Here is a 22,084-nt window from a genome sequence, read left to right on the forward strand (position 1 = left end):
GCGCCGTCTATCCCGGCACCTTCGACCCGATGACGCTGGGGCACCAGGATCTGGTGCGCCGCGCGAGCGCGCTGTTCCCACGCCTGATCGTCGCGGTGGCGGCCGGTCACCACAAGCGCACGATGTTCACCGTCGCCGAACGGCTGGAGATCGCGCAGGAATTGCTGGCCGTGCACCGCAACGTGGAGGTCATCGCGTTCCGCGGCTTGCTGCGCGACTTCGTCGTCGAGCATGGCGGCAAGGTGGTGGTGCGCGGCCTGCGGGCCGTCAGTGACTTCGAGTACGAGTTCCAGATGGCCGGCATGAACCGCCAGCTGATGCCGGATGTCGAGACCGTGTTCCTGACACCGAGCGACCAGTACCAGTTCATCAGCGGCACCTTCGTGCGCGAGATTGCCACCCTTGGCGGTGATGTTTCGAAGTTCGTGGCACCCTCCGTGCTCGACCGACTGAAACAACGCGTGAATCAGGGTGCATGAGGCAGGAATGAGCAGAACGGCGAGCAGACGCAGCGACGACTCGCACGGCGGGCCGAGCCGGGCCTGCCCGGTCCGCGCGCGCGCGCGGAGGTCTCCATGGCGCTGATGATCACCGACGAGTGCATCAACTGCGACGTCTGCGAGCCCGAATGCCCGAACCAGGCGATCTCGCTCGGGCCGGAGATCTACGTCATCGATCCCTCCAGGTGCACCGAGTGCGTGGGGCACTTCGACGAGCCGCAGTGCGTGCAGGTCTGCCCGGTCGCCTGCATCCCGGTGAACCCTGGGCAGGTGGAGAGCAAACCCCAGTTGTGGGCGAAGTTCCGGGCCCTGGTCGGTGAGCCCACGGCCGGTGTGCCGCCGCCCCCGGCGCCGGCCGCCGCCTGAAGCGGCGGCCGGCGCTCAGGACGACGGCGATCCGACCGACTTCGACCGCGACTTCTTCCTGACCGCCGGATCGGCGGGTCCGATCGCCCGGAATTCGCCGTCGCTCGCCGTCTTGCTGCCGTGTGCCTTGGCACGGCGCTTGACCGGCTTGTCGGTCGCCGGCGACCCCTGCGCCTTGGGCAACGGCGCACTCAGGCCGGCAGCCCTCACGACCACCGCCTCGCCGCGCCGACGTTCATGCGCCAGCGACTCGGCCGCACGCGCATCGCGCCGGACCGCATCCGCGGCCTGCTCGCGCTGGGCCGGTGTGCGCGGGTCGTCCACGCCGACCGCCCGGCCGTCGGGACAAGGCTGCTGGGAGTAGCTGCGCCCGTCGGCACCGCAGCGGTAGACCGTCTCGCCCTGCACCAGTGGCGTCACGGCGAACAGGCACAGCGCGCACAGCAGCGGCTTCATCCCGCCGCTCCCTCGGCGGTCCCCGGTGGGTCGCCGGCGGCCGGCTTCTCGGCGCGCGCTGCTTCGTTCGGTGCAGTCGCCGGCCGCGGCGGTTTGGGCCGCGGCGGCTTGCTGGTGTGCAGGCGCAGCGTGGCCTTGCTCATGTCGCCGGCCAGCAGCGCGTCGACGGCGGTCAGCGAGCGCACGATGCAGGCATCGATCGCTTCGCGGTGTTCGCGCATCGGCTTGCCAAGCACGTAGTCTGCGACCTCGGTCTTCACGCCCGGGTGGCCGATGCCCAAACGCAGCCGCCAGTAGTCGGGCGAACCGAGCTGGACGTGGATGTCGCGCAGCCCGTTGTGGCCTGCATGGCCGCCGCCCTGCTTGAGCTTCATCTCGCCGGGCGGCAGATCGAGCTCGTCGTGCGCGACCAGGATCTCCTCCGGTGCGATCTTGAAGAAGCGCGCCAGCGCTGCGACCGACTTGCCTGACAGGTTCATGTAGGTCTGCGGCTCGAGCAGCCAGACCGGGCCGGCCGGGGTGTTCACGCGCGCGACCAGGCCGTGGTAGCCGCGCTCGGCGTGCAGCGTGGCCTTGAGCTGGCGCGCCACGGCGCCCAGCCACCAGAAGCCGGCGTTGTGGCGCGTCGCCTCGTACTCCGGGCCGGGGTTGCCCAGGCCCACCATCAGTCGAATCATGGCCGGGATTATCGCGAGACCGACATGAAAAAGCCCCGCCGTGGCGGGGCTCGAAACAAGGGCTTGCGCCCGAGACTCACTTCTTGTTCTGCTTCTCGGTCTTCTTGCCCTTGGCAGCCGGCGCGGGGGCTGCGGCCACGGCCATGACTTCGGCGGGCGCCTCTTCCTCGGCCTGCATCACGACGGTCGCGATCACCGGGTTCTTCTTGCCGCGCAGCACGACCTTGACGCTCGCGGGCAACTTGATGTCGTTGACGTGCAGCGATTGGCCCTTGGCCAGATCGCCCAGGTCGACCGTCAGGTACTCGGGCAGTTGCGAAGCCAGGCACTCCACCTCGAGCTCGGTGACGACGTGCGAGATCAGGGCCTTGTCGAGCTTGACGGCCGGCGCGTTCTCTTCGTTGATGAAGTGCAGCGGCACCTTCTTCGTGACGCGGGTGGTCGCGTCGACGCGCTGGAAGTCGACGTGCAGCACGAGCGGACGGTAGGCGTGCATCTGCACGTCGCGCAGCAACACCTGCTGGCTCTTGCCCTCGATCTCCATGTCGAGCAGCGACGCGTGGAAGGCTTCCTTCTTCAGGGCATGGAACAGGGCGTTGTGGTCGAGCTCGATCTTCAGCGACTCGCCGGCGCCGTAGACGATGCCCGGCACCTTGCCGGAAATTCGCAGGCGGCGGCTCGCTCCGGTCCCCTGCAGTTCGCGCGGATATGCGACGAATTTCATGTGAGTTTCTCCAAAGAGGAAGGCACCCGCGACCAGGCGCCTTTGTGAACCCGTGCGCCCCATGCGCCCGGGCAGAACGCGGATCAGAAGTTGTTGTTCTGCTCCGCGAGGTTGGGGCGGACCGTCAGGGACGGCCCTACTCGGACTGGCTAGAAATTGTTGTTCTGCTCCGAGAAAAGCGAGGTGACCGACTCGCCGTCCGAGATGCGGCGGATGGTCTCGGCGAACAGGAAGGCCACCGACAGCTGGCGGATCTTGGTCGTGGCCTTGGCGGCCGCATTCAGCGGGATGGTGTTGGTGATCACCACTTCGTCGACCTGAGAATTCTTGATGCGCTCGATCGCCGGCCCCGAGAACACCGGGTGCGTGCAGTAGGCGAAGACGCTCTTCGCGCCGCGCTCCTTCAGCACCTCGGCGGCCTTCACCAGCGTGCCGGCGGTGTCGATCATGTCGTCCATGATCACGCAGTTGCGGCCATCGATCTCGCCGATCACGTGCATCACTTCGGAGACATTGGCGACGGGACGGCGCTTGTCGATGATCGCGAGGTCGCAGTTGAGCTGCTTGGCCAGCGCGCGGGCGCGGACCACGCCGCCCACGTCGGGCGAGACCACGATCAGATTGTCGTAGCGCCGGCTCTTCAGGTCCGACAGCAGCACCGGCGAGGCGTAGATGTTGTCGACCGGGATGTCGAAGAAGCCCTGGATCTGGTCGGCGTGCAGGTCCATCGTCAGCACGCGGTTCACGCCCACGGCTTCGAGCATGTTCGCGACGACCTTGGCGCTGATCGGTACGCGCGTCGAGCGCGGGCGTCGGTCCTGGCGCGCGTAACCGTAGTAGGGGATCACCGCGGTGATGCGCCCGGCCGAGGCGCGCTTGAGCGCATCGACCATGATGAAGAGCTCCATCAGGTGCTCGTTCGTCGGGGTACAGGTCGGTTGCACGACGAAGATGTCGCGCGCACGCACGTTCTGCTGGATCTCGACCGTGACCTCGCTGTCCGAGAAGCGGCCGACCGCCGCACGACCCAGCTCAATGCCGAGGGACGCGGCGATCTCCTGCGCGAGCGCCGGATTCGCGTTACCAGTAAAGAGCACGGTGTTGGAGGAGAGCATCACGCCTCCGTGGCGGTCGTTCGTTGGGAACTTGTTCGATCAAAAAAGCATGGCGCCCGGAGCGCGGGCGCCATGCTTCAGGAAGCTTTGGCAGGGGAAGAAGGATTCGAACCTTCGCATGTCGGAATCAAAATCCGATGCCTTAACCAACTTGGCGACTCCCCTACACAGGACATCGCTCCGGCTTGCGCCCGAGCCACACCCGAAACCGTCGCCTGACGATGATCAGCCCGGCCAGAGCGCCAGCGGATGCACTGTCAAGCCTCGGCACATGCGCCCCACCCACGATGGCGGAAGCGACGCCGCGTCCATCATCGCAACCGTCGGTGTGTCGCCGGTGCCGGCTTCCGCAAACACGGCACTGCCGGACCCCGACATGCGGCTTGCGCCATAGCGGGCCCGCAGCAGCACCAGAGCCTGACCCACCTCCATGCTGTACGCCTCGGCGGGCGTTTGCAGATCGTTGCGGCCGAACTCCACTGCGTTTGCAGAAAAGTCCGATATTGTAGCAGGGGCGGTGTCCCGGACCAAGAGCGGACTGCCAAAAATGGCCGTGGTGGGCACCGCCACGGCCGGCTTTAACACGGCCCACCAGCGCGGCTCCAGCGCGATCGGCGTCAGGCGCTCGCCGATGCCTTCGACCCAGGCGTTGCGGCCACCGATGAAGAAGGGCACGTCGGCGCCGAGTTGCAGGCCCAGCGCCAGCAGCCGCTCGCGCGGCCAGTGCAGGCCCCACAGCCGGTTCAGTGCCAGCAGCGTGCTGGCCGCATCGGAGCTGCCGCCGCCGAGGCCGGCGCCCCAGGGCACCTGCTTGTCGATCGAAATGTCGGCCCCGAGCGGGCAGGCGCTCTCGCGCCGGAGCAGGCGCGCCGCGCGCAGGCAGAGGTCGTCGTCGGGCAGCACGGCACCGAGATCGTGGCGGACGAGCTGGCCGTCGGTGCGGCGCTCGAAATGCAGCGTGTCGCACCAGTCGATCAGCGCGAACACCGACTGCAGCAGATGGTAGCCGTCGGCGCGCCGGCCGAGCACGTGCAGGAACAGGTTCAACTTGGCCGGAGCCGGAACGTCGTAAAGGGCTTGCAGGCTCACCGGCGGGCACTCCTCAAGGCGTGTCCAGCTTGGCGCGCACGGTGACGACCGGCGCATCGATGCGCCGCGCCTCGACCCAGCCTTCGGACCGGCGCGACACGTCGACCACCCACCCGAGCTGCACGAAGCCCTGGGGCCGGCCCGCGCTCGCCGCACCCGGCCAGGGCCGGCCGCGCAGCCAGTCGAACAGGGCCGCCAGCGGCACGCGCTCGCCGAGCGCGTCGGCGGCCATGCTCTCCAGGTCGGGGTAGACGCGGTCGCCATCGCCCGATCGCAGCCGCACCTGTTGCGGCGACCAGTCGGCACGTGCGACCTGGGTGCCCAAGGGCGTCGTCAACGACAGCCCACCGGATTGGGCCGAGCCTTCCAGTTCGAAACCGGCGTGGAAAGCGCGTGCTGCATCGCCCTCGACACTCACCGACAGCCGGCCGGCGAGCCGCTCGCCGCCGACCGGTGGCGCGACGCTCGCGCAACCGGCCAGCCAGGCGCCGCCTGCGCACGCCGCGACGAGCGCCCGGCGCCTCACAGATCGACCTTGAGCCGCGCCAGTGTTTCCTTCAGCACGTCGTTCGCAGCGTCGCGGGCACGGGCCTCGGCCAGGACGCGCCTCGCCTCGTCGCGGCGACCGCTGACCCACAGCACCTCGCCCAGGTGCGCGGCGATCTCGGTGTCCGGTCGCGCGCTGTGCGCCTGCCGCAACCAGCGCAGCGCTTCATCGTGATGCCCGAGCCGGTACTCGACCCAGCCCAGACTGTCGATCAGGAAGGGGTCCCCGGGCGACAGCTCGATCGCCTTGGCGATCAGCTGGCGTGCCTCCGGCAGCCGCTGGTTGCGATCGGCGAGCGAGTAGCCCAAGGCGTTGTAGGCCTGCGGCTGCTGCGGCTTCAGTGCGATCACCCGGCGCAGCAACTGCTCCATCTCGGCCATGCGGTCGAGCTTCTCCGCGATCATCGCCTGCTCGTAGAGCAGGTCGGTGTCGTCGCGATAGCGGTCGTTGGCTTCGGCCAGCACGCCGAGCGCCTCGGACCACTGTTTCTGGTCGCGCAGCAACTGAGCCTCCACCAGCAGCTTGGCCCGCGCATCCTCGGGCTGCCGCTCGGGCAGCTTGCGTATCAGACTGCGTGCCTCGCCCAGCTTGCCCTGTTGCGCCAGCAGCGACGCACGGCGCGACTGGACCGCCAGCGCCTGCGAGCTGTCGACCTTGGCGAGCCAGGCTTCCGCGCCCTTGAAGTCACGCCGCTGCTCAGCGGCCTGTGCGAGCAACAGGTAGGCCTGGGTCAGGCGCTGGGTCGGCGTGGCGGCGTCCTCGTCCTGCGCGTCGGCCGGCTCGTTCGCGGCGGCATCGGTGGCGGACTCGACCCGGGCAAGGTATTCCCGCAGCGCCGCCTCGGCCTCGGCCGGCTGCTTCAATTCCAGCCGCAGCGCACCCAGCGTCAGCCAGGCGTCGATGAACTGGGGGGCGTCGCGCGTCACGGCCTCGAGTTGCGGCGCCGCATCGACATAGCGTTGGCCGAGGGCCAGCGTGCGCGCATAGACGAGCCTGACCGCGCTGCGCGTCGCCGCCGACGCCGGCGGTTGTGCGGCGAGGAAGGTGGTCACCAGCGCCTCGGCCTGCGCTTCGGACGGCATCAGCTCGATCGCGAGCAAGGCCACGGCCTCGGACTGAGGACCCAGCGCCTGCCCGCGGCGCGCGGCATCCAGCGCCCGTGCGGATTCGCCGGCCGCCAAACGGCTGCGCCCCAGCGCCACCCAGGCGGCGACCGCGGTCGCCGGCGACTCCCCCGCCGTGCGCTGCTCGGCATAGGGCAACAGCACCTGTTCGAGCACGGCAGTCGTCGCCTTGCGATCGGCCGTGCGCGAAAAATAGCCGGGCAGCGACGCGATCGCCGCGGGCCGCTGCGCCGCCGGCACCAGTGCCAGGGTGGCGCGCAGGGGCGTCGCCGTCTCCGCCGTGCGGTTCAGCGCCACCAGCAACTGCACCTCGAAACGGTGCGCATCGATCGATCCGGGCACCGCCTGGCGCCAGGCTCGTGCCGCTTCGAGCGCCTGCTCGCCGGCCTGGGCCTGCAAGGCCACCTCGGTGGCGCGCCGGAACAGGCGCTCGTCACGGGTCTTGCGCGCGGCATCCAGCAGCACCTGGTAGCTGGTGCCGGCATCGCCCTGGCCCAGTTCCATCTCGCCGATCAGCAATTGATAGAACAAAGGCGCATCGAGCGCCGAGTTCTCCACGGAGGCCGAGGCGTCGGGCGCGGACGCCGATGCCGCCACGGGCGCGGGCTGCGCCAGTGCCGAAACAGCGAGAACGCTGCCGGCCGCGAAGGCCAGTGCAGCGAGGCGGAAAGCGGCCATAGGCAACTCCAAAGTCGAATTTCATTCTATGCACCCCGGGATAATGGCCCTATGCCCGAGTTGCCCGAGGTGGAAGTCACGCGCCTGAGTCTGGTCGATCGCCTGCGCGATGCCGAGATCAGCGCTGTGCGCCTGGGCAAACCCCTGCGCTGGCCGCTCGGCTGCGAGCCCGCCTCGCTGATCGGACGGCGTGTGCTCGACATCTCGCGCCGTGGCAAATACCTCTGGTTCGCGCTCGGCGCACGCGCCGACGTCGCCGCCGACGCCGCCGGCGGGCTGCTGCTCCACCTGGGCATGTCGGGCTCGCTGAACCTGTCGGAACAGTTCGCTGCGCCGGGCCCCTGGGACCACTTCGACCTCGTCACCAGCCGTGGCCTGCTGCGCCTGACCGATCCGCGGCGCTTCGGTGCGGCCGTCTGGTCGCCGTCGCGGGACGACGGCGCGGCCGGCAAGCTGCTCGCCGGACTCGGTGTCGAGCCGTTCGACGCCGGCTTCACCGCCGTGCTGTTGCACGAGCGACTGCGCGGCCGGCGTGTCGCCATCAAGCAGGCGCTGCTGGCAGGCGACATCGTGGTCGGTGTCGGCAACATCTACGCGTCGGAGGCACTGTTTCTGGCCGGCATCGACCCGCGCACGCCGGGCGGCCGCATCAGCCTGGCGCGCTGCGTGCGCCTGGCCGATGCCGTGCGACAGGTGCTCTCCCGGGCGGTGGCGCTCGGCGGCTCGACCTTGCGCGACTTCCGCGACGCCCATGGCATGGGCGGCGCCTTCCAGCACGAGGCCCGGGTCTACGACCGCGAGGGGCAGCCCTGCGTCGCCTGCGGCGAGCCCGTGCGTCGCATCGTCCAGGGGCAGCGCTCGACCTACTTCTGCCCGCGTTGCCAGCGCCGCTAGGCGGCATCTCGAACACCTGTCACAAATGCACACGTCTTGGGCGCCCTAGGCGTGACGTGCTGACGACGGCGCATCGCCGCCGCCGAGGGGCCTGCGCTACCATCTCTTTCGAAGAGAGAAAGCGTTGGAAAATCCCCCATCCGCCTCGTTTGCCCACAGTGTCGATGCCCTCGGCCACTGGCGCAGCGCGCTAGAGGCCCGGGTGCGCGAGTTGTCGCGCTTCCTGCGTGAACACGAATTGCTCGACGAACCGGCCGCAGACCTGCTTGAATCGCTACGCCAGCGGCTCGCCGGCGAGAAGCTGATCGTGGCCTTCGTCGCCGAGTTCTCGCGCGGCAAGTCGGAGTTGATCAACGCCATCTTCTTTGCCGACACCGGACGCCGCATCCTGCCCGCCACACCGGGTCGCACCACGATGTGCCCGGTCGAGCTCGGTTACGAGGCCGACGAGCCCCCCGGTCTGGCACTGCTGCCGATCGAGTCGCGTCTGCAGGGCCAGTCGCTCGCCGAGCTGCGCCGCCAGCCGCGCGCCTGGCAGTTGACGCCGCTGGACATGGGCGACACCGAAGGCCTCGCGCAGGCGCTGACGCAGGTGACGCAAACCAAGCCGGTGAGCCTCGGCATGGCGCGCGACCTCGGCTTCTGGAGCGACGACACGCCCGACGACAACCCACCGGTCGACACGCAGGGGCGCGTCGAGATCCCCGCCTGGCGCCACGCGCTGATCAACCTGCCGCACCCGCTGCTCAAGCGCGGGCTGGTCGTGCTGGACACGCCGGGCCTGAATGCCATCGGTGCCGAACCCGAGCTCACCGTCGGCCTGCTGCCGTCCGCCCATGCCACGGTCTTCGTGCTGGGCGCCGACACCGGCGTCACGAAGTCCGACATGGCCATCTGGCGCGACCATCTCGGCGTGCAGGGCGTGAGCCGCTATGTGGTGCTGAACAAGATCGACACGCTGGTCGACCCGCTGGGCACGCCCGAGGAAACCGAGGCGCAGATCGAGCGCCAGTGCACCGACGTGGCCCACACCCTCAGCATGCCGCGAGAGCGCGTGTTCCCGTTGTCGGCCAAGCAGGCCCTGGCGGCGCGCGTTGCCGGGGACGAGCCGGAACTCCTCGCCAGCCGCCTGCCCGCACTCGAGGAAGCCTTGAGCGAGCGGCTCCTGCCGCAGCGCCAGCAGATGCTGGCGCAGATCGGTGTCGAAGGCATCGCGGTGGTGGAGCAGCAGGTCGGCCGGCGCCTGACCGACCGGCGGCGCCAGATCACCGAGCAGTTGCTCGAACTGCGCGGCCTGCGGGGCAAGAACGCCACCAAGGTCCAGCTGATGCTGACGCGCGTCGACGCCGAGGCCACCGAGTTCGAGCAGTGCATCTCTCGCCTGCAGGCCATGCGCGTGGTGCACACCCGCATGCTCAAGGATGCGCTGCTCGACCTGTCGAGCGACCGCCTGCGCGAGCACGTCGGCGAAATGCAGGACAGCATCCGCAGCTCGCTGCTGCAGCTCGGCGCGAAGAAGGCCTTCCTGACGCTGTGCGGCAAGCTGCGCGAACGCATGCAGCGCGCGCAGGCCCGCAGCGAGGAGATCCACTCGATGCTCGAAGCGTCGTTCGAGATGCTGAACACCGAGTTCGGCTTCAGCCTGCTGGTCGCGCCGACCCCGGAGCTCGGTCGCTTCGTCGGCGATCTCGATCTGATCGAACGCAACTACGTGCAGTACCTGGGCCTGACACAGGCATTGAAACTCACGCAGGAGCGTTTCCTGGAGCAGTTCCGCCGCATGCTGGTATCGCGGCTGCGCGTCGTCTTCGAGAGCGCCAGCGGCGAGCTCGAGCTGTGGAACAAGACTGCCTCCGCGCAGATCGACACCCAGCTGCGCGAGCGCCGCCGCGGCTTCAAGCGCCGGCGCGAGGCGCTGGAGCGCATCCAGGCGGCGGCCGGCGAGCTGGAGGCGCGCGTGAGCGAACTCCAGGATCAGGACGCCCGCCTGCAGCAGCTGCAGCAGCGCGTCACCGAGCTGGCCCAGGACACCCGCACGCACGCCGATCCGTGCGGGACCGTGTCGGCCGCGATGGCCACCGAGCGCGGCAACGAGCACGTCGAGACGATCGACCTGCTGCTCGACTTCGAAACCGATCCGGCCCGCGCTTGAGCGCCGCGCACCGGTCGGCCGCTCGGGGCCGGGCACCCTCTGCGTCCCTCACGCCGCCCGGCGCTGCGCCCGACACCATCGCGGCGCGCATTGTTGCCTGGCAGCGCAGCCAGGGGCGCCATGGGCTCCCCTGGCAGGACCAGCGCGATCCCTATCGCGTGTGGCTGTCGGAGATCATGTTGCAGCAGACGCAGGTCACGACCGTCCTGGCCTACTACGCGCGCTTCCTGCAGCGCTTTCCCGATGTGGCGGCGCTGGCGCAGGCCCCGCTCGACGACGTACTGGCCGCGTGGAGCGGACTGGGCTACTACAGCCGCGCGCGCAACCTGCACCGCTGTGCGCAGGCCGTGATGACCGCGCACGGTGGCCGCTTTCCCGCCAGCGCCGAGCAGCTGGCCCTGCTGCCCGGCATCGGCCGCTCGACCGCAGCCGCCATCGCGGCGTTCTGCTTCGGCGAGCGTGCCGCCATCCTCGACGGCAACGTCAAGCGCGTGCTGACGCGCGCGCTGGGCTTCGGTGCCGACCTGGCCGTCGCCCGCCACGAGCGCGAGCTGTGGGTGCGGGCCTGCGAGCTGCTGCCACCGGCAGCCGCCGACATGCCCGCCTACACCCAGGGCCTGATGGATCTCGGCGCCACCGTCTGCCTCGCGCGCCGGCCGAACTGCCTGCTGTGCCCGCTGCAAGGCGATTGCGTCGCGCAGCGCGAAGGCATGCCGCAGGCCTACCCGGTGAAGACGCGCAAGCTCAAGCGCACACGCCGCGAGCACTGGTGGCTGTGGCTCGAGCACGCCGGCGCCGTGTGGCTGCAGCAGCGCCCGGCCACCGGCGTGTGGGCCGGGCTGTGGAGCCTGCCGCTGCTCGACGACGAGGCGGCGCTCGACGCGGTGACGCGTCGGCTGCAGGTGCACGCCGAGCCGCAACCCGTGATCGAGCACGCGTTGACCCATTTCGACTGGACGCTGCATCCGCGCCGCGCGGTGCTGGGCAGCGCGGCGGCGGTCGAGGCCGCGCTGGGCCCCGGCCGCTGGACAGCGCTCGATGCGCTGGACACCGTGGGTCTGCCGGCGCCGCTGAAGAAGCTGCTAACGAGCTAGCGCCTTCAGCGCGAGCTTGATGCCCTCGCTGACGCCGGCATCGACCGGCAGGGCCTTCACCGCCGCCTGCGCCTCGCGCTCGCTGTAGCCCAGCGCCACCAGCGCCTGCAGGATGTCGGCATGGGCCTCGCTGCCCGGCCTGCTGCCGGCGGCGACACCGAGGTCGGCGCCGAGCTTGCCCTTCAGTTCGAGCAGCAGGCGCTCGGCGGTCTTCTTGCCGATGCCGGGCACCTTGACGAGGCGGCTCGCATCCTGTGCCGTCACCGCCTGCGCCAGATCGGCCACCGTCAGCCCGGAGAGGAGCGACAGCGCGGTGCGCGGCCCGACACCCGAAATCTTGATCAGCTGGCGGAAGGCCTCGCGCTCCGGCGCGGTGAGGAAGCCGAACAGCACCTGCGCGTCCTCGCGCACAACGAAGTGGGTCAGCAGCGTGACGCGCTCGCCCACGGCCGGCAGGCTGAAGAAGCTGCTCATCGGCACGTCGACCTGGTAGCCGACGCCGCCAACGTCAAGCAGCACCTGGGGTGGCGATTTTTCGGCCAGCAGGCCGGTGAGGCGACCGATCATCCGAACCTCACGACCCGGACCGAGACTGCCGGCACCCTGCTTCGCAACGGCTGCCGCGGCCGCCGCCGCAGGACCCTCACCGCCGGAACAACCCGAGCCGCTGCGCCTCCAGGGCGACCTCGGCACGCGAACTCACGTTGAGCTTGCGGTATATCTGCTTCACGTAGTCGGCGATGGTGTGGCGCGACAGATTCAGCTGCACGCCGATCTCGGGCAGCGTGAAGCCCTTGGCCACGCGCAGCAGCACCTCGTTCTCGCGCTCGGTCAGGGTCACGCCGGGCATCAGCGGGGTCTTCTCGCGGAACTGGCTGCGCTGCTGGGCCGCGAAATACTGGATCACGCGCCGCGCGATCGACGGCGACAGCGGCGGCTCGCCGGCGCTGATGCGGCGCAGCTGCTCGGCCAGCTGCTCGCGCGACTGCTCCTTCAGCAGGTAGCCGAAGGCGCCCGCCTGCAGCGCCGGGAACAGGTGGTCGTCGTCGTCATGGATCGTCACCACGACCGACTGCGCCTCGGGCTGGGCCTCGCGCAGCGCGGCCACCACCTCGACGCCCGACCCGTCGGGCAGGCCGAGGTCGACCAACGCCAGGTCGAAGCGCTGGGCGCTGATCTGCTCGCGCGCGTCGTGCACGCGCGCCGCCTCGGTGATCTGCGCTTCGGGAAACACCTGCAGGGCAAGCGCCTTCAGCCAGACGCGGATCTCGGGCAGGTCTTCGAGCAGCAGGATGCGAGTCATGTCAGCCACGCTTTCATGGTAACAGTCTGAGCGCTGGCGGCAAGGGCCGCAAGGGCCGCACGAGCGGTCACAGAGGAAGCGTGAGCCGGATCACGGTTCCGTAGCCCGGACCCGACTCGATCAGGCACTGGCCCTGCATCTGCTTGGCGCGGTGCTTCATGCTGGCCATGCCGTGGCCGCGGTCGAGCCGGCCGTCGAGCTCGAGCGGGATGCCGCGCCCGTTGTCGCGGATCACGAGCTGGAACTCGTCGCCGATGCGGCAGGTGACACTCGCCCGCGATGCGCCGCTGTGCTTGATGAGGTTGCTGGTCGCTTCGCGCAGCACGCGCGTGGTCTGCACATAGGAGCGCGCCGCCAGCGTGCGCGGCGTCGACGGCTCGGTGCTGTGCCACTCGATCTCGATGCCGGCGTCTCCCAGCCGCGACACCGTCTCGGCCCGCCAGTCGGCCAGCGCGTCGGCCAGCTGCACCGGCTTGCCGGCGATGCCGCGCACCGACAGGCGCATCTCCTCGAGCGCTTCGCGCGCCAGCGTCGAGATGCGCTCGTCGTTGCTGGTGTGCACGATGGTCAGCAGCTTGGCGCCCAGGTCGTCGTGCAGGTCGGCGGCGATGCGCTTGCGCTCCTTCTCGGCCACCTGCTCGACCCGCACCTCGGCCAGGTGCGAGAAATTGCGCTCGATCTCGGCCGAGATCTCGTAGACGCGCTGCTCGAGCTGGTGGCGCGCGTCCTCGGCCGCCGTGAGCGCCTGCGCGAAGGTCTGTACCAGCCGGAACGCCAGCACGCAGAACAGCAGCGGGATCACGAAATGGAAGACATTCACGCTGGGCAGGTTCAACAGCCTGTCCTGGATGCCGACCTCGATGCCGATCACCACCCCCACCAGCGCGAGGATCGTGCCGAACAGCCAGAATTCCCGCCGCCGGGTGCGCCAGATGTGCGCCAGGCAGAAGCCGATCGCCGCGAACACCTCCAGCGCCAGCACGGAATAGCACAGCACCGCGCCGGCGAACAGCCGGTCCGGCCCGGCGAGCAGCAGCCCGGCGGGCATCACCAGGCACTGCGCCCACAGCGCGATGTCGGCCGCACGCCATTTCACGCCGCAGTAGCGCAGCAGGAAGAGCACCCCGCACACCGACAGCGGAATGAAGGCGATGCAGCTCAGCAGCTCCAGCGTGCCGTGCGGCAGCGGGATGTCGCGCCACCAGATGCGCGCGCTCAGCAGCGCCCAGCCCAGCGAAACCACGCCGAAGTAGATCAGGTGCACCACGCGCCGCACCCAGCCCAGCGCCAGCATCGCCACGCCGATCATCACCAGCGTCGCCGCCACGATCTGCGCGAACGTCACGTTCCAGAAACGCTGCCGCTCGTGCAGGTCGCTCAGTTCCGGGTAGGGGCCGATCAACACCTCCGACAGGCCGCCCGCGCGCTGGCGCCCCGACACGCGCGCCAGCGCAAAACCCGCCACCTGCAGCTCGAGCTCGTTGCCGGCCGGGCGCAACAGGCTGGCCGGCAGACTGACCAGCTGGGAGTGGTAGCAGTTGCGTGTCATGGGCTCGCGCATGCTGCCGCCACGCAGCAGCAACTGGCCGTTGAGGTAGACCTCGAGGTTCGAGCACACCCGGGGGACGTAGGCCGCCAGCAGCGTGCCCGCCGGCAGCTGCGGCGCATCGAAACGCAGCCGGTACCACTTGACGACCTGCTCGCCCGCCACGTGCGGCACGACCCAGTCGTCCGGCAGCGCCACCGCTTCGAAACCGCCCCCCACCGGCGGCGTCGGCGTCGGTGACGGCACGCTGGCGGCCTGTGCCGTGCGCAGGGTCAGCACGTCCGCGCCCTGGCCGCGTGCGGGGCCGCTGGCGAGCAGGCAGCCGAGCAGGCCGAGCCACAGCAAGAAGAGCAGGCGCGAGGGCGCAGGCAGGTGGCGGAGCATGGGCGGCGATTGTGCAGGAAGGGGCGCCCGCCGTGTCCGCCGCCGCGGCCCGCGCGGGCCACAATCGGGCTCCCTTTCGCCGCCGCCCTGCCCGTGATCCTGCGCCACGCCTTCATCCCGCTCGACAACACCCGCCTCGCGCACCTGTGCGGCACGCTCGACGAGCACCTGCACGCCATCGAGGCGACCTTCAACGTGAACATCACGCGTCGCAACGAGTCCTTCCGCATCGAGGGTGCCAAGGCCCCGGCCGAGCGCGCGGCCGCGCTGCTGCAGACGCTGTACGACCGCGCCAAGAAACCCATCGCGCCGAGAGCTTCCAGCTTGCGCTGGTCGAAGCCACCCAAGGCGGCGGCGCGCGCGACGCCGTGCCGGGCGACGGCGCGATCACGCTGCGCACCCGCCACGCCGACCTCGCCGGGCGCACCGGCAACCAGACCCAGTACCTGCGCCACATCCTCGAGCACGACATCGCCTTCGGCATCGGGCCGGCCGGCACCGGCAAGACCTTCCTCGCGGTGGCCTGCGCGATCGACGCGCTGGAGAGGAGCAGCGTGCAGCGCATCATCCTCACCCGCCCGGCGGTCGAGGCCGGCGAGCGCCTGGGCTTCCTGCCGGGCGACCTGGCGCAGAAGGTCGACCCCTACCTGCGCCCGCTGTACGACGCGCTCTACGACCTGATGGGCTTCGAGCGCGTCACCAAGGCCTTCGAGAAGGGCACGATCGAGATCGCGCCGCTGGCCTTCATGCGCGGTCGCACGCTGAACCACGCCTTCGTGATCCTCGACGAGGCGCAGAACACCACGGCCGAGCAGATGAAGATGTTCCTCACCCGCATCGGCTTCGGCAGCAAGGCCGTCGTCACCGGCGACGTGAGCCAGATCGACCTGCCCAAGGACGTGGAGAGCGGCCTGGTCGAGGCCGAGCGCGTGCTGCGGCGCGTCAAGGGCATCGCGATGACGCGCTTCACCTCCGCCGACGTGGTGCGCCACCCGCTCGTGGCGCGCATCGTCGAGGCCTACGAGGCGGCCGCCCCGAAACGGGAGCCGTGAGATGCCCGCCCGCCCGACGCTGAACCTGTCGCTGCAGTTCGCCGACGCTGGCCACCGCGCGCAGCTGCCGCGCCACAAGGTGGCGCGCTGGATTCGCGCCGCGCTCGAGGTGCCGGCCGAGATCACGGTGCGCATCGTCGGCGCCGACGAAGGCCGGGCCCTGAACCGCGACTACCGGCAGAAGGACTACGCCACCAACGTGCTGACCTTCGACTACGAGAGCGAACCGGTGGTGGTGGCCGACCTGATCCTGTGCGCGCCGGTGGTCGAGCGCGAGGCGCGCGACGAGGGCCGCTCGCTGGAGGCCCACTACGCCCACCTGCTGGTGCACGGCACGCTGCATGCGCAGGGCCACGATCACGAGGTCGAGGCCGAGGCGCAGCTCATGGAGGCGCGCGAGACCGAGGTGTTGCAGGCCCTCGGCTACGCCGACCCCTACGCCTGAGTGCAGACCCGCTCGGCAGCCATGGCCCTCGTCGCCCTCAGTTGCGTGCTGCTGATCGTCGCCACGACCCTGACCCACTACGAGGCGCTGAACCTGATGACGCGCCTGCTCGAGAACCTGCGCTGGCCGGGCCGCGCGAAGCTGATCGCCGCGGTGCTCGGCTGCTTCCTGAGCCACGGCGTCGAGATCCTGCTCTATGGCGCCGCCTACTGGGCGCTGATCCGCCTCGGCGGTCACGGCTCGCTCGGCGCCGGCGCGGCACCTGGACTCGACAGCGCGCTCTACTTCTCGGCCGAGACCTACACGTCGCTCGGCTTCGGCGACGTGGTGCCGGCCGGCCCGGTGCGCCTGCTGGCGGGCGTCGAGGCGCTCAACGGCCTGCTGCTGATCGGCTGGTCGGCCTCGTTCCTGTACCTGGAGATGGAGCGTTACTGGCGGCGGCGCGAGCGTTGAGTGGAGGAGCGCCGCGCACTGCCATCGCGGCCGCACCGATCACTGCTTCAGGATCGCCAGCCCCTTGAGGTACTCGCCTTCGGGGAAGGTCACCGTCGTCGGGTGGTCGGGCGCGGCTTCCAGGCGCTGCAGCAGGTAGCCGTCCACGCCCGCGTCGAGCCCGGCGCCGGCGACGATCTTGTGGAACAGCGAAGCATCGACCCCGCCCGAGCACGAGAACGTGAACAGCAGCCCGCCCGGCACCAGCAGCTTGAAGGCGAGCCGGTTGATGTCCTTGTAGGCGCGCGCCGCGCGCTCGGCATGGGCCGCGGTCGGCGCGAACTTCGGCGGGTCGAGCACGATCGCATCGAAGCTCGCACCGAGCTCGATGTAGCGCCGCAGCGTGGCGTTGACGTCGGCATCGAGCGCCTCGTGCCGCGCCGCATCGAAGCCGTTCAGCACCACGTGCTCGCTCGCGCGGGCCAGCGCCGGCCCGGACGAGTCGACGCTCGTCACCTGCTGCGCACCGCCGGCCAGCGCCGCCACCGAGAAGCCGCCGGTGTAGCTGTAGCAATTGAGCACGCGCTGGCAGCCGAACTGCCGCACGAGCTGCATGAAACGCAGCCGGTTGTCGCGCTGGTCGAGGTAGTAGCCGGTCTTGTGGCCCTCGGCCACGTCGACCTTCAGCTGCCAGCCGTGCTCGCGGATCGTCCGCTCGGTCGCGCCGTCGTCGTCTTCGGACCGGCGCAACCAGCCGGTCGCGGACGGCAGGCCTTCGAGCTCGCGCACGCTGGCGTCGGAGCGCTCGTACAGGCGCGTGCAGCCGGTCGCCACGAGCAGCGCGTCGGCGATCGGCCCCTTCCAGCGCTCGACGCCGGCGCCCAGGAACTGCGCACTCAGCGTGTCGCCATAGCGGTCGACGATCAGCCCCGGCAGCCCATCGGCCTCGCCGTGCACCAGGCGCAACGCGTCGCTGGCGATCGCCAGCCGCGCACGCAGCGCCACCGCGCGCGCGATGCGCCGCACGAACAGCGCCGCGTCGACGCGCTCGGTCTGCTCGAAACTCCAGGCCCGCACGCGGATCTGCGAGGCCGGGCTGTAGGCGCCCCAGGCGAGGAAGCTGCCGTCCTGCGCGTCGATGCGCACCGTCTCGCCGGCATCGGCCTTGCCGGACGCGATGCTGCCCTCGAACACCCAGGGATGGCGGCGCAGCAGCGAGCGCTCCTTGCCGGCGCGCAGTTTGATGGCTTTCATCGGCGGATTGTCGCGTGGCGCTGCGCGCCGCGCCGCCGTCAGCGCCGCGTCACGACTTCTTGCGCGCCCGCGGATGCGCCGCGTCGTAGGCCTTGGCCAGGTGCTGGAAGTCGAGCTTCGTGTAGACCTGCGTGGTCGTGATGTTGGCGTGGCCCAGCAGCTCCTGCACCGCGCGCAGGTCGCCGCTGGACTGCAACAGGTGCGAGGCATAGCTGTGGCGCAGCATGTGCGGGTGCACGTGGGTCGGCAGCCCGGCCTGGATGGCACGGTCCCTGAGCCGGGTGCGCACCTGCGAGGCGGTCAGCCGCCGGCCGTGGCGGCTGACGAACAGCGCCGGCTCGTCGGGCTGCGCCACGCTGCCGCGCTGCGAGAGCCAGTCGTCCAGCGCGGCGAGCACCGCCCTGCCGACCGGCACGCTGCGTCGCTTGCTGCCCTTGCCGAGCACATGCGCCTCGGCGTCGCTGCGGTCGATCCAACCCAGCGCGCCGCCGCCGGCCGTCACGTCCAATCCCACCAGCTCGGCCACCCGCAGGCCACAGCCGTAGAGCAACTCGACCAGGCAGCGATCGCGCGCCTCGAGCCGCGCGTCGCCGTCGGTCTGGCGGTGGTCGGCCAACGCCACGGCGTGGTCGACCGACAGCGCCTTGGGCAGCGGCTTGGGCGCGCGCGGCGCGCGCAGGCCTTCAACCGGGTTCAGCGCCACCAGCCCCTCGTGGCCGAGCCAGCGGTACAGGCCGCGCCAGGCCGACAGCGCGATCGCGATGCTGCGCGGCGCCAGCCCTCCCGCATGCAGCCGCGCCATCCAGTGGCGCACGTGGTGCGGCTGCGCGGTGCGCAGGGCCACGCCGTCGCGCTGCGCTGCTTCGGCGAGGCGGCGAAAGGCGTCCTCGTAGTTCAGCAGCGTCTTCGGTGCGAGCCGGCGCTCGACGCGCAGGTGCTCCAGGTGGCCGGCGATGTCGGCATCGAGCGGCAGCGCCGCTGCCGGCGTCGCCGCCCCGGTGGCGGCGGTGCGCGTCCGGGCGCTGCGTCCGGCCGCCATCGCGGGCCCGTCAATGCACCGGCAGCAGCCGGTGCAGCCCGGCGCTGGCGAGTTCGCCGATGCGCATCAGGAACTCGGTGCCCATGTCGGCGCTGTAGCGCGTCGGGTCGGGCGAGCCGAGCACCAGCATGCCGAAGGCCGGCGTCGCGATGCCGTTGCGCAGCGGCACCAGCGCGAGCGACACCACCGTGCCCGGCTCCTCGAACCAGCCGGCCGCCTCGAAGCCGGAGTTCACGCCGCAGTAGGGCAGCGTCAGGCTGGTGGCGAAGCTCTTGACCTCGTCGCTCACCGGGCGGGCGAACGACAGCGACTCGAAGGCATCGGCCGCACCCCACACGCGGATGCCGGCCTGCGGGATCATGAACTCGTGCTTCAGCTCGTCGACCAGCACGCCCGGCAGGTCGCTGGCGCTGGTGGTGAGCATGATCGAGCGCGTCCAGCGGTGCAGCTTGTCGGAGATCGCCACGTTCTCCTGGCCGTGGCGGATCATCTCCATCAGCCGCATCTCCAGGCCGCGGATCTTCTCGCGCAGCATCTCCATCTGGCGCTCCTGCAGCGACACCGCGCGGTTGCCGTGCGGGCTGGTCAGCTGCACGCTCGCCAGCGTGTCGGCATGCCGCTCGAAGAAGCCGGGCGTCTGCTGCAGAAAATTCGCGATGTCTTCTTCGGTAATGCCCTGCGTGCTCATCTGGGTCAGTCTCCCTGTTCCGGTAAATCGATCTCGCCGACGAACACGCTCTCGGCGGGGCCGGTCATCCACACCGGCGCGTCGCCGCGGCCGGCCCATTCGATCGTCAGTTCGCCGCCGCGGGTGTCCACGTCGACCGGCGTGCCGGCGCGCAGCCAGCCCAGGCGGATGCCCGCCACCACCGCGGCACAGGCGCCGGTACCGCAGGCCAGCGTCTCGCCGGCGCCGCGCTCGTGGACGCGCAGCTTCACATGCGTGTCGCTCAGCACCTGCAGGAAGCCGGCGTTCACCCGCTGCGGAAAACGCTCGTGGCGCTCCACCAGCGGGCCCAGCTCGGCCACCGGCGCCTCGTCGAGGCTGCCCCCGCCGAACTGCGCCACGTTCATCACCGCGTGCGGGTTGCCCATCGACACCACCGCGGCCTCCACCGTGCGGCCTGCCACGTCCAGCGGCCACAGCGCAAAGCCGTTCAGCTCGCGCGGCTGCAGGCCGGTGGCGTCGAACGGCACGCGGGTCGACTCGAACACCGGCGCGCCCATGTCCACCGTCACCCGGCCGTCGTGCAGCCAGCGCGGCTCGATCACGCCGCTGGCGGTGCGCACGCGGATCGCGCTCTTCTTGGTCAGCCCGGCCTCGCGCACGTAGCGCACGAAGCAGCGCGCACCGTTGCCGCACTGCTCCACCTCGCTGCCGTCGGCGTTGACGATGCGGTAGGTGAAGTCGATGCCCGGCTCGTCGGAAGGGCCGACGATCAGGATCTGGTCGGCCCCCACGCCGAAGCGCCGGTCGGCCAGGTAGCGGTACTGAGCCGGGCTCAGCTGGAGCGGCTCGCGGGTGGCGTCGAGCACGACGAAGTCGTTGCCCGCGCCTTGCATCTTGGTAAAGCGCAGCCTCATGGTGCGGCGATTATCGACCCGCCACGCGCCGCCGGCCGACAATGAGCGGCTTACCGAACCCGGCGTTGCGCCGACCCACCGTGCCCACGAACCCGACACCGACGGCCCCGGCCGCACCCGCGCCCTCCCCGGCCGCGCCCGACCCCCGGGCTCAGTTCTTCGACGAGGCGCGCGCCGCCCTGGCAGACCGCAGCCTCATCAAGCTGGTGCTCGCCGGCCCGCGCGGGCCGCGGCCCGACCTGCAGCGCGTGCTGGTGCGCCCGCTCACGCTGAAGGGCCGCGCCTGCCTGTCGCTCACCTACAACCACCGCACGAAGGACGTGACCAAGAACCTGCCGCTCGACGAGGGCCTGGCCACGCTGGCCGGGCTGATCGACAGCGCCTTCGACAACCTGCATCTGCTGACCCCCGGCGGCGAGCTGCAGCTCGCCATCAGCCGCAAGGGCAAGGCCACGCTGCGGCGCAGCCGCAAGCCTGCCGCGCCCGCCGACGCCATCGAGCACCCGGAACAGGCCGCCGCCACGGCGGACGAAGGCCCCGGCGCCGCCGACGCACCGACGGCTGTGCCGCCTTCGCACGACCGCGAAAAGCACCGCCACGTCGACCTGAACCAGCCCTTCCTCGTGGCGCTGGGCGTCACCACCGCACAGCACCAGCTGGTGCCGGCGATGGCGCGCAAGTGGAAGCAGATCAACAAGTTCATCGAGGTGCTGGCGCACGCGCTGGCGTCCGCCCCCGGGCTCACGCAGCACGGCGGGCCGCCGCTGCAGGTGCTGGACTTCGGCGCCGGCAAGGGCTACCTCACCTTCGCCGTGCACGACCACCTGCGCCACACACTGGGCCTGCCCGCGCAGGTGAGCGGCGTGGACCTGAAGGACGACATGGTGGCACTGGGCAACGCCACCGCGCAGCAGCTCGGGCTGCAGGGCCTGCACTTCGAGCTGGGTGACGTGCGCACCATGGCGCCGCGGCCGGTGGACATCATGATCGCGCTGCACGCCTGCGACATCGCCACCGATCACGCCATGCACATGGGCATCCGCTCGGGCGCCCGCATCATCATGTGCTCGCCCTGCTGCCACAAGCAGCTGCGCCCGCAGATGCGCAGCCCGCTGCTGCTGCTGCCGCTGCTGCGCCACGGCATCCACCTCGGCCAGGAAGCCGAGATGCTGACCGACGGCCTGCGCGCGCTGCTGCTCGAAGCCGAGGGCTACGACACCCAGGTGTTCGAGTTCACCTCGCTCGAGCACACCAGCAAGAACAAGATGATCCTCGCGGTGAAGCGCGAGCAGCCCAAGCCCGCCGAGCCGCTGCGCGAGCAGGTGCGGCAGTTGAAGGCCTTCTACGGCGTCGGTGAACAGTGCCTCGAAGCCCTGCTCGCGGCCGACCGCGCTGCGGCGCCGGCCGGCCCCGTGCCTACGAACTGAGCGTTCATACGGCATTGCATTCGAACGCATCAGATTGAAGGTCGGGCCAGGGCTCGTTGCAGCGGCTCGTGTGCGTGGGTTGCCGAGGTTCGAAGCGTCCACCGGCCGGTTTCCTGCGCGTACCGGGTGGGAATGGGGAGTGAGCGGCTGACCCCGACGTGCCGGCGTGCGTACGATGCCGGCGACCCAATGCGAAGGGAGG

General features: G+C 70.5%; 22 protein-coding genes, 1 tRNA gene and 1 pseudogene. 9 read left to right on the forward strand and 15 right to left on the reverse strand.

Features of this window, described 5'->3' with window-relative positions:
• Nucleotides 1-29 precede the first annotated feature (29 nt).
• Nucleotides 30-479 carry a pantetheine-phosphate adenylyltransferase gene (gene coaD, locus ACQY9S_RS13620; RefSeq protein WP_428425748.1) on the forward strand — a complete coding sequence of 150 codons (450 nt, stop codon included), beginning with the start codon at nt 30-32 and terminating at the stop codon, nt 477-479.
• Between the two features lie 96 nt (nt 480-575).
• On the forward strand, nt 576-866 hold the full coding sequence (locus tag ACQY9S_RS13625; RefSeq protein WP_428420236.1) for a YfhL family 4Fe-4S dicluster ferredoxin: 291 nt from the start codon (nt 576-578) through the stop codon (nt 864-866).
• A 15-nt stretch (nt 867-881) separates the two neighbouring features.
• Here ACQY9S_RS13625 and ACQY9S_RS13630 read toward each other — a convergent pair whose 3' ends face one another.
• The 8 genes from ACQY9S_RS13630 to ACQY9S_RS13665 all read right to left on the reverse strand — a co-directional run bounded on the left by ACQY9S_RS13630 (nt 882) and on the right by ACQY9S_RS13665 (nt 7,276).
• The gene (locus ACQY9S_RS13630) at nt 882-1,322 is read right to left on the reverse strand and encodes a DUF4124 domain-containing protein (protein WP_428420238.1); all 441 of its coding nucleotides are present in this window, start codon (nt 1,320-1,322) and stop codon (nt 882-884) included.
• The gene (pth, locus tag ACQY9S_RS13635) at nt 1,319-1,999 is read right to left on the reverse strand and encodes an aminoacyl-tRNA hydrolase (RefSeq protein ID WP_428420239.1); all 681 of its coding nucleotides are present in this window, start codon (nt 1,997-1,999) and stop codon (nt 1,319-1,321) included. Before pth ends, ACQY9S_RS13630 begins: the two co-directional genes overlap by 4 nt.
• A 76-nt stretch (nt 2,000-2,075) precedes the next feature.
• A complete protein-coding gene (locus ACQY9S_RS13640; RefSeq protein ID WP_428420241.1) occupies nt 2,076-2,723 on the reverse strand; it encodes a 50S ribosomal protein L25/general stress protein Ctc in 648 nt (215 codons plus the stop codon).
• A gap of 149 nt (nt 2,724-2,872) precedes the next feature.
• Nucleotides 2,873-3,838, reverse strand: coding sequence for a ribose-phosphate pyrophosphokinase (locus ACQY9S_RS13645; RefSeq protein ID WP_428420242.1), 966 nt, complete (start codon nt 3,836-3,838; stop codon nt 2,873-2,875).
• A gap of 88 nt (nt 3,839-3,926) precedes the next feature.
• Nucleotides 3,927-4,003, reverse strand: a tRNA-Gln gene (locus tag ACQY9S_RS13650).
• Nucleotides 4,004-4,063: 60 nt separating this feature from the next.
• The gene (gene ispE, locus ACQY9S_RS13655) at nt 4,064-4,927 is read right to left on the reverse strand and encodes a 4-(cytidine 5'-diphospho)-2-C-methyl-D-erythritol kinase (protein WP_428420243.1); all 864 of its coding nucleotides are present in this window, start codon (nt 4,925-4,927) and stop codon (nt 4,064-4,066) included.
• Nucleotides 4,928-4,940: 13 nt separating this feature from the next.
• Nucleotides 4,941-5,453, reverse strand: coding sequence for a lipoprotein insertase outer membrane protein LolB (locus tag ACQY9S_RS13660; RefSeq protein ID WP_428420245.1), 513 nt, complete (start codon nt 5,451-5,453; stop codon nt 4,941-4,943).
• Nucleotides 5,450-7,276, reverse strand: coding sequence for a tetratricopeptide repeat protein (locus tag ACQY9S_RS13665; protein WP_428420247.1), 1,827 nt, complete (start codon nt 7,274-7,276; stop codon nt 5,450-5,452). Before ACQY9S_RS13665 ends, ACQY9S_RS13660 begins: the two co-directional genes overlap by 4 nt.
• A 51-nt stretch (nt 7,277-7,327) precedes the next feature.
• Between ACQY9S_RS13665 and mutM the strand changes: the two genes are divergently transcribed.
• The 3 genes from mutM (at nt 7,328) to mutY (ending at nt 11,416) form a co-directional block, all read left to right on the forward strand.
• Nucleotides 7,328-8,170: a bifunctional DNA-formamidopyrimidine glycosylase/DNA-(apurinic or apyrimidinic site) lyase gene (gene mutM / locus ACQY9S_RS13670; RefSeq protein ID WP_428420248.1), complete on the forward strand. Its 843-nt coding sequence runs from the start codon at nt 7,328-7,330 to the stop codon at nt 8,168-8,170.
• A gap of 124 nt (nt 8,171-8,294) precedes the next feature.
• Nucleotides 8,295-10,322: a dynamin family protein gene (locus tag ACQY9S_RS13675; RefSeq protein WP_428420250.1), complete on the forward strand. Its 2,028-nt coding sequence runs from the start codon at nt 8,295-8,297 to the stop codon at nt 10,320-10,322.
• 89 nt (nt 10,323-10,411) lie between these two features.
• Nucleotides 10,412-11,416, forward strand: coding sequence for an A/G-specific adenine glycosylase (gene mutY / locus ACQY9S_RS13680; RefSeq protein ID WP_428425750.1), 1,005 nt, complete (start codon nt 10,412-10,414; stop codon nt 11,414-11,416).
• On the opposite strand, the gene ruvA is transcribed toward mutY, so the two are convergent.
• The 3 genes from ruvA to ACQY9S_RS13695 form a co-directional block, all read right to left on the reverse strand.
• The gene (gene ruvA / locus ACQY9S_RS13685; protein WP_428420252.1) at nt 11,405-11,983 is read right to left on the reverse strand and encodes a Holliday junction branch migration protein RuvA; all 579 of its coding nucleotides are present in this window, start codon (nt 11,981-11,983) and stop codon (nt 11,405-11,407) included. The two genes, mutY and ruvA, sit on opposite strands and share 12 nt — an antisense overlap.
• 76 nt (nt 11,984-12,059) lie before the next feature.
• Complete coding sequence (locus ACQY9S_RS13690) at nt 12,060-12,719, reverse strand: response regulator (RefSeq protein ID WP_428420254.1); 660 nt, start codon at nt 12,717-12,719, stop codon at nt 12,060-12,062.
• A 67-nt stretch (nt 12,720-12,786) separates the two neighbouring features.
• Nucleotides 12,787-14,649 carry an ATP-binding protein gene (locus ACQY9S_RS13695; protein ID WP_428420256.1) on the reverse strand — a complete coding sequence of 621 codons (1,863 nt, stop codon included), beginning with the start codon at nt 14,647-14,649 and terminating at the stop codon, nt 12,787-12,789.
• Between the two features lie 93 nt (nt 14,650-14,742).
• Here ACQY9S_RS13695 and ACQY9S_RS13700 point away from each other — a divergent pair.
• The 3 genes and pseudogenes from ACQY9S_RS13700 to ACQY9S_RS13710 all read left to right on the forward strand — a co-directional run bounded on the left by ACQY9S_RS13700 (nt 14,743) and on the right by ACQY9S_RS13710 (nt 16,599).
• Nucleotides 14,743-15,701: pseudogene (locus ACQY9S_RS13700) on the forward strand (PhoH family protein).
• Between the two features lies 1 nt (nt 15,702).
• The gene (gene ybeY / locus ACQY9S_RS13705) at nt 15,703-16,146 is read left to right on the forward strand and encodes an rRNA maturation RNase YbeY (RefSeq protein WP_428420258.1); all 444 of its coding nucleotides are present in this window, start codon (nt 15,703-15,705) and stop codon (nt 16,144-16,146) included.
• 21 nt (nt 16,147-16,167) lie between these two features.
• Entirely contained in the window at nt 16,168-16,599 is a 432-nt protein-coding gene (locus ACQY9S_RS13710) for a potassium channel family protein (protein WP_428420260.1), read from the forward strand.
• A 39-nt stretch (nt 16,600-16,638) separates the two neighbouring features.
• On the opposite strand, the gene ACQY9S_RS13715 is transcribed toward ACQY9S_RS13710, so the two are convergent.
• Genes ACQY9S_RS13715 through dapF form a run of 4 tightly spaced genes read right to left on the reverse strand, consistent with a single transcriptional unit; the run spans nt 16,639 to nt 20,455 of the window.
• Nucleotides 16,639-17,832, reverse strand: coding sequence for a class I SAM-dependent rRNA methyltransferase (locus tag ACQY9S_RS13715; RefSeq protein ID WP_428420261.1), 1,194 nt, complete (start codon nt 17,830-17,832; stop codon nt 16,639-16,641).
• A 49-nt stretch (nt 17,833-17,881) separates the two neighbouring features.
• Complete coding sequence (locus ACQY9S_RS13720; protein ID WP_428420263.1) at nt 17,882-18,871, reverse strand: tyrosine recombinase XerC; 990 nt, start codon at nt 18,869-18,871, stop codon at nt 17,882-17,884.
• Nucleotides 18,872-18,881: 10 nt separating this feature from the next.
• Entirely contained in the window at nt 18,882-19,559 is a 678-nt protein-coding gene (locus tag ACQY9S_RS13725) for a DUF484 family protein (protein WP_428420264.1), read from the reverse strand.
• 5 nt (nt 19,560-19,564) lie between these two features.
• Nucleotides 19,565-20,455, reverse strand: a complete 891-nt coding sequence (dapF, locus tag ACQY9S_RS13730) for a diaminopimelate epimerase (RefSeq protein ID WP_428420266.1) — start codon at nt 20,453-20,455, stop codon at nt 19,565-19,567.
• A gap of 41 nt (nt 20,456-20,496) precedes the next feature.
• Between dapF and ACQY9S_RS13735 the strand changes: the two genes are divergently transcribed.
• Nucleotides 20,497-21,882 (forward strand): class I SAM-dependent methyltransferase, encoded by a 1,386-nt coding sequence (locus ACQY9S_RS13735; RefSeq protein ID WP_428420268.1) that lies wholly within the window; start codon nt 20,497-20,499, stop codon nt 21,880-21,882.
• Nucleotides 21,883-22,084: the final 202 nt, after the last annotated feature.

This window comes from Methylibium sp. (assembly GCF_965279545.1).
Classification (GTDB): Bacteria; Pseudomonadota; Gammaproteobacteria; order Burkholderiales; family Burkholderiaceae_C; genus Methylibium.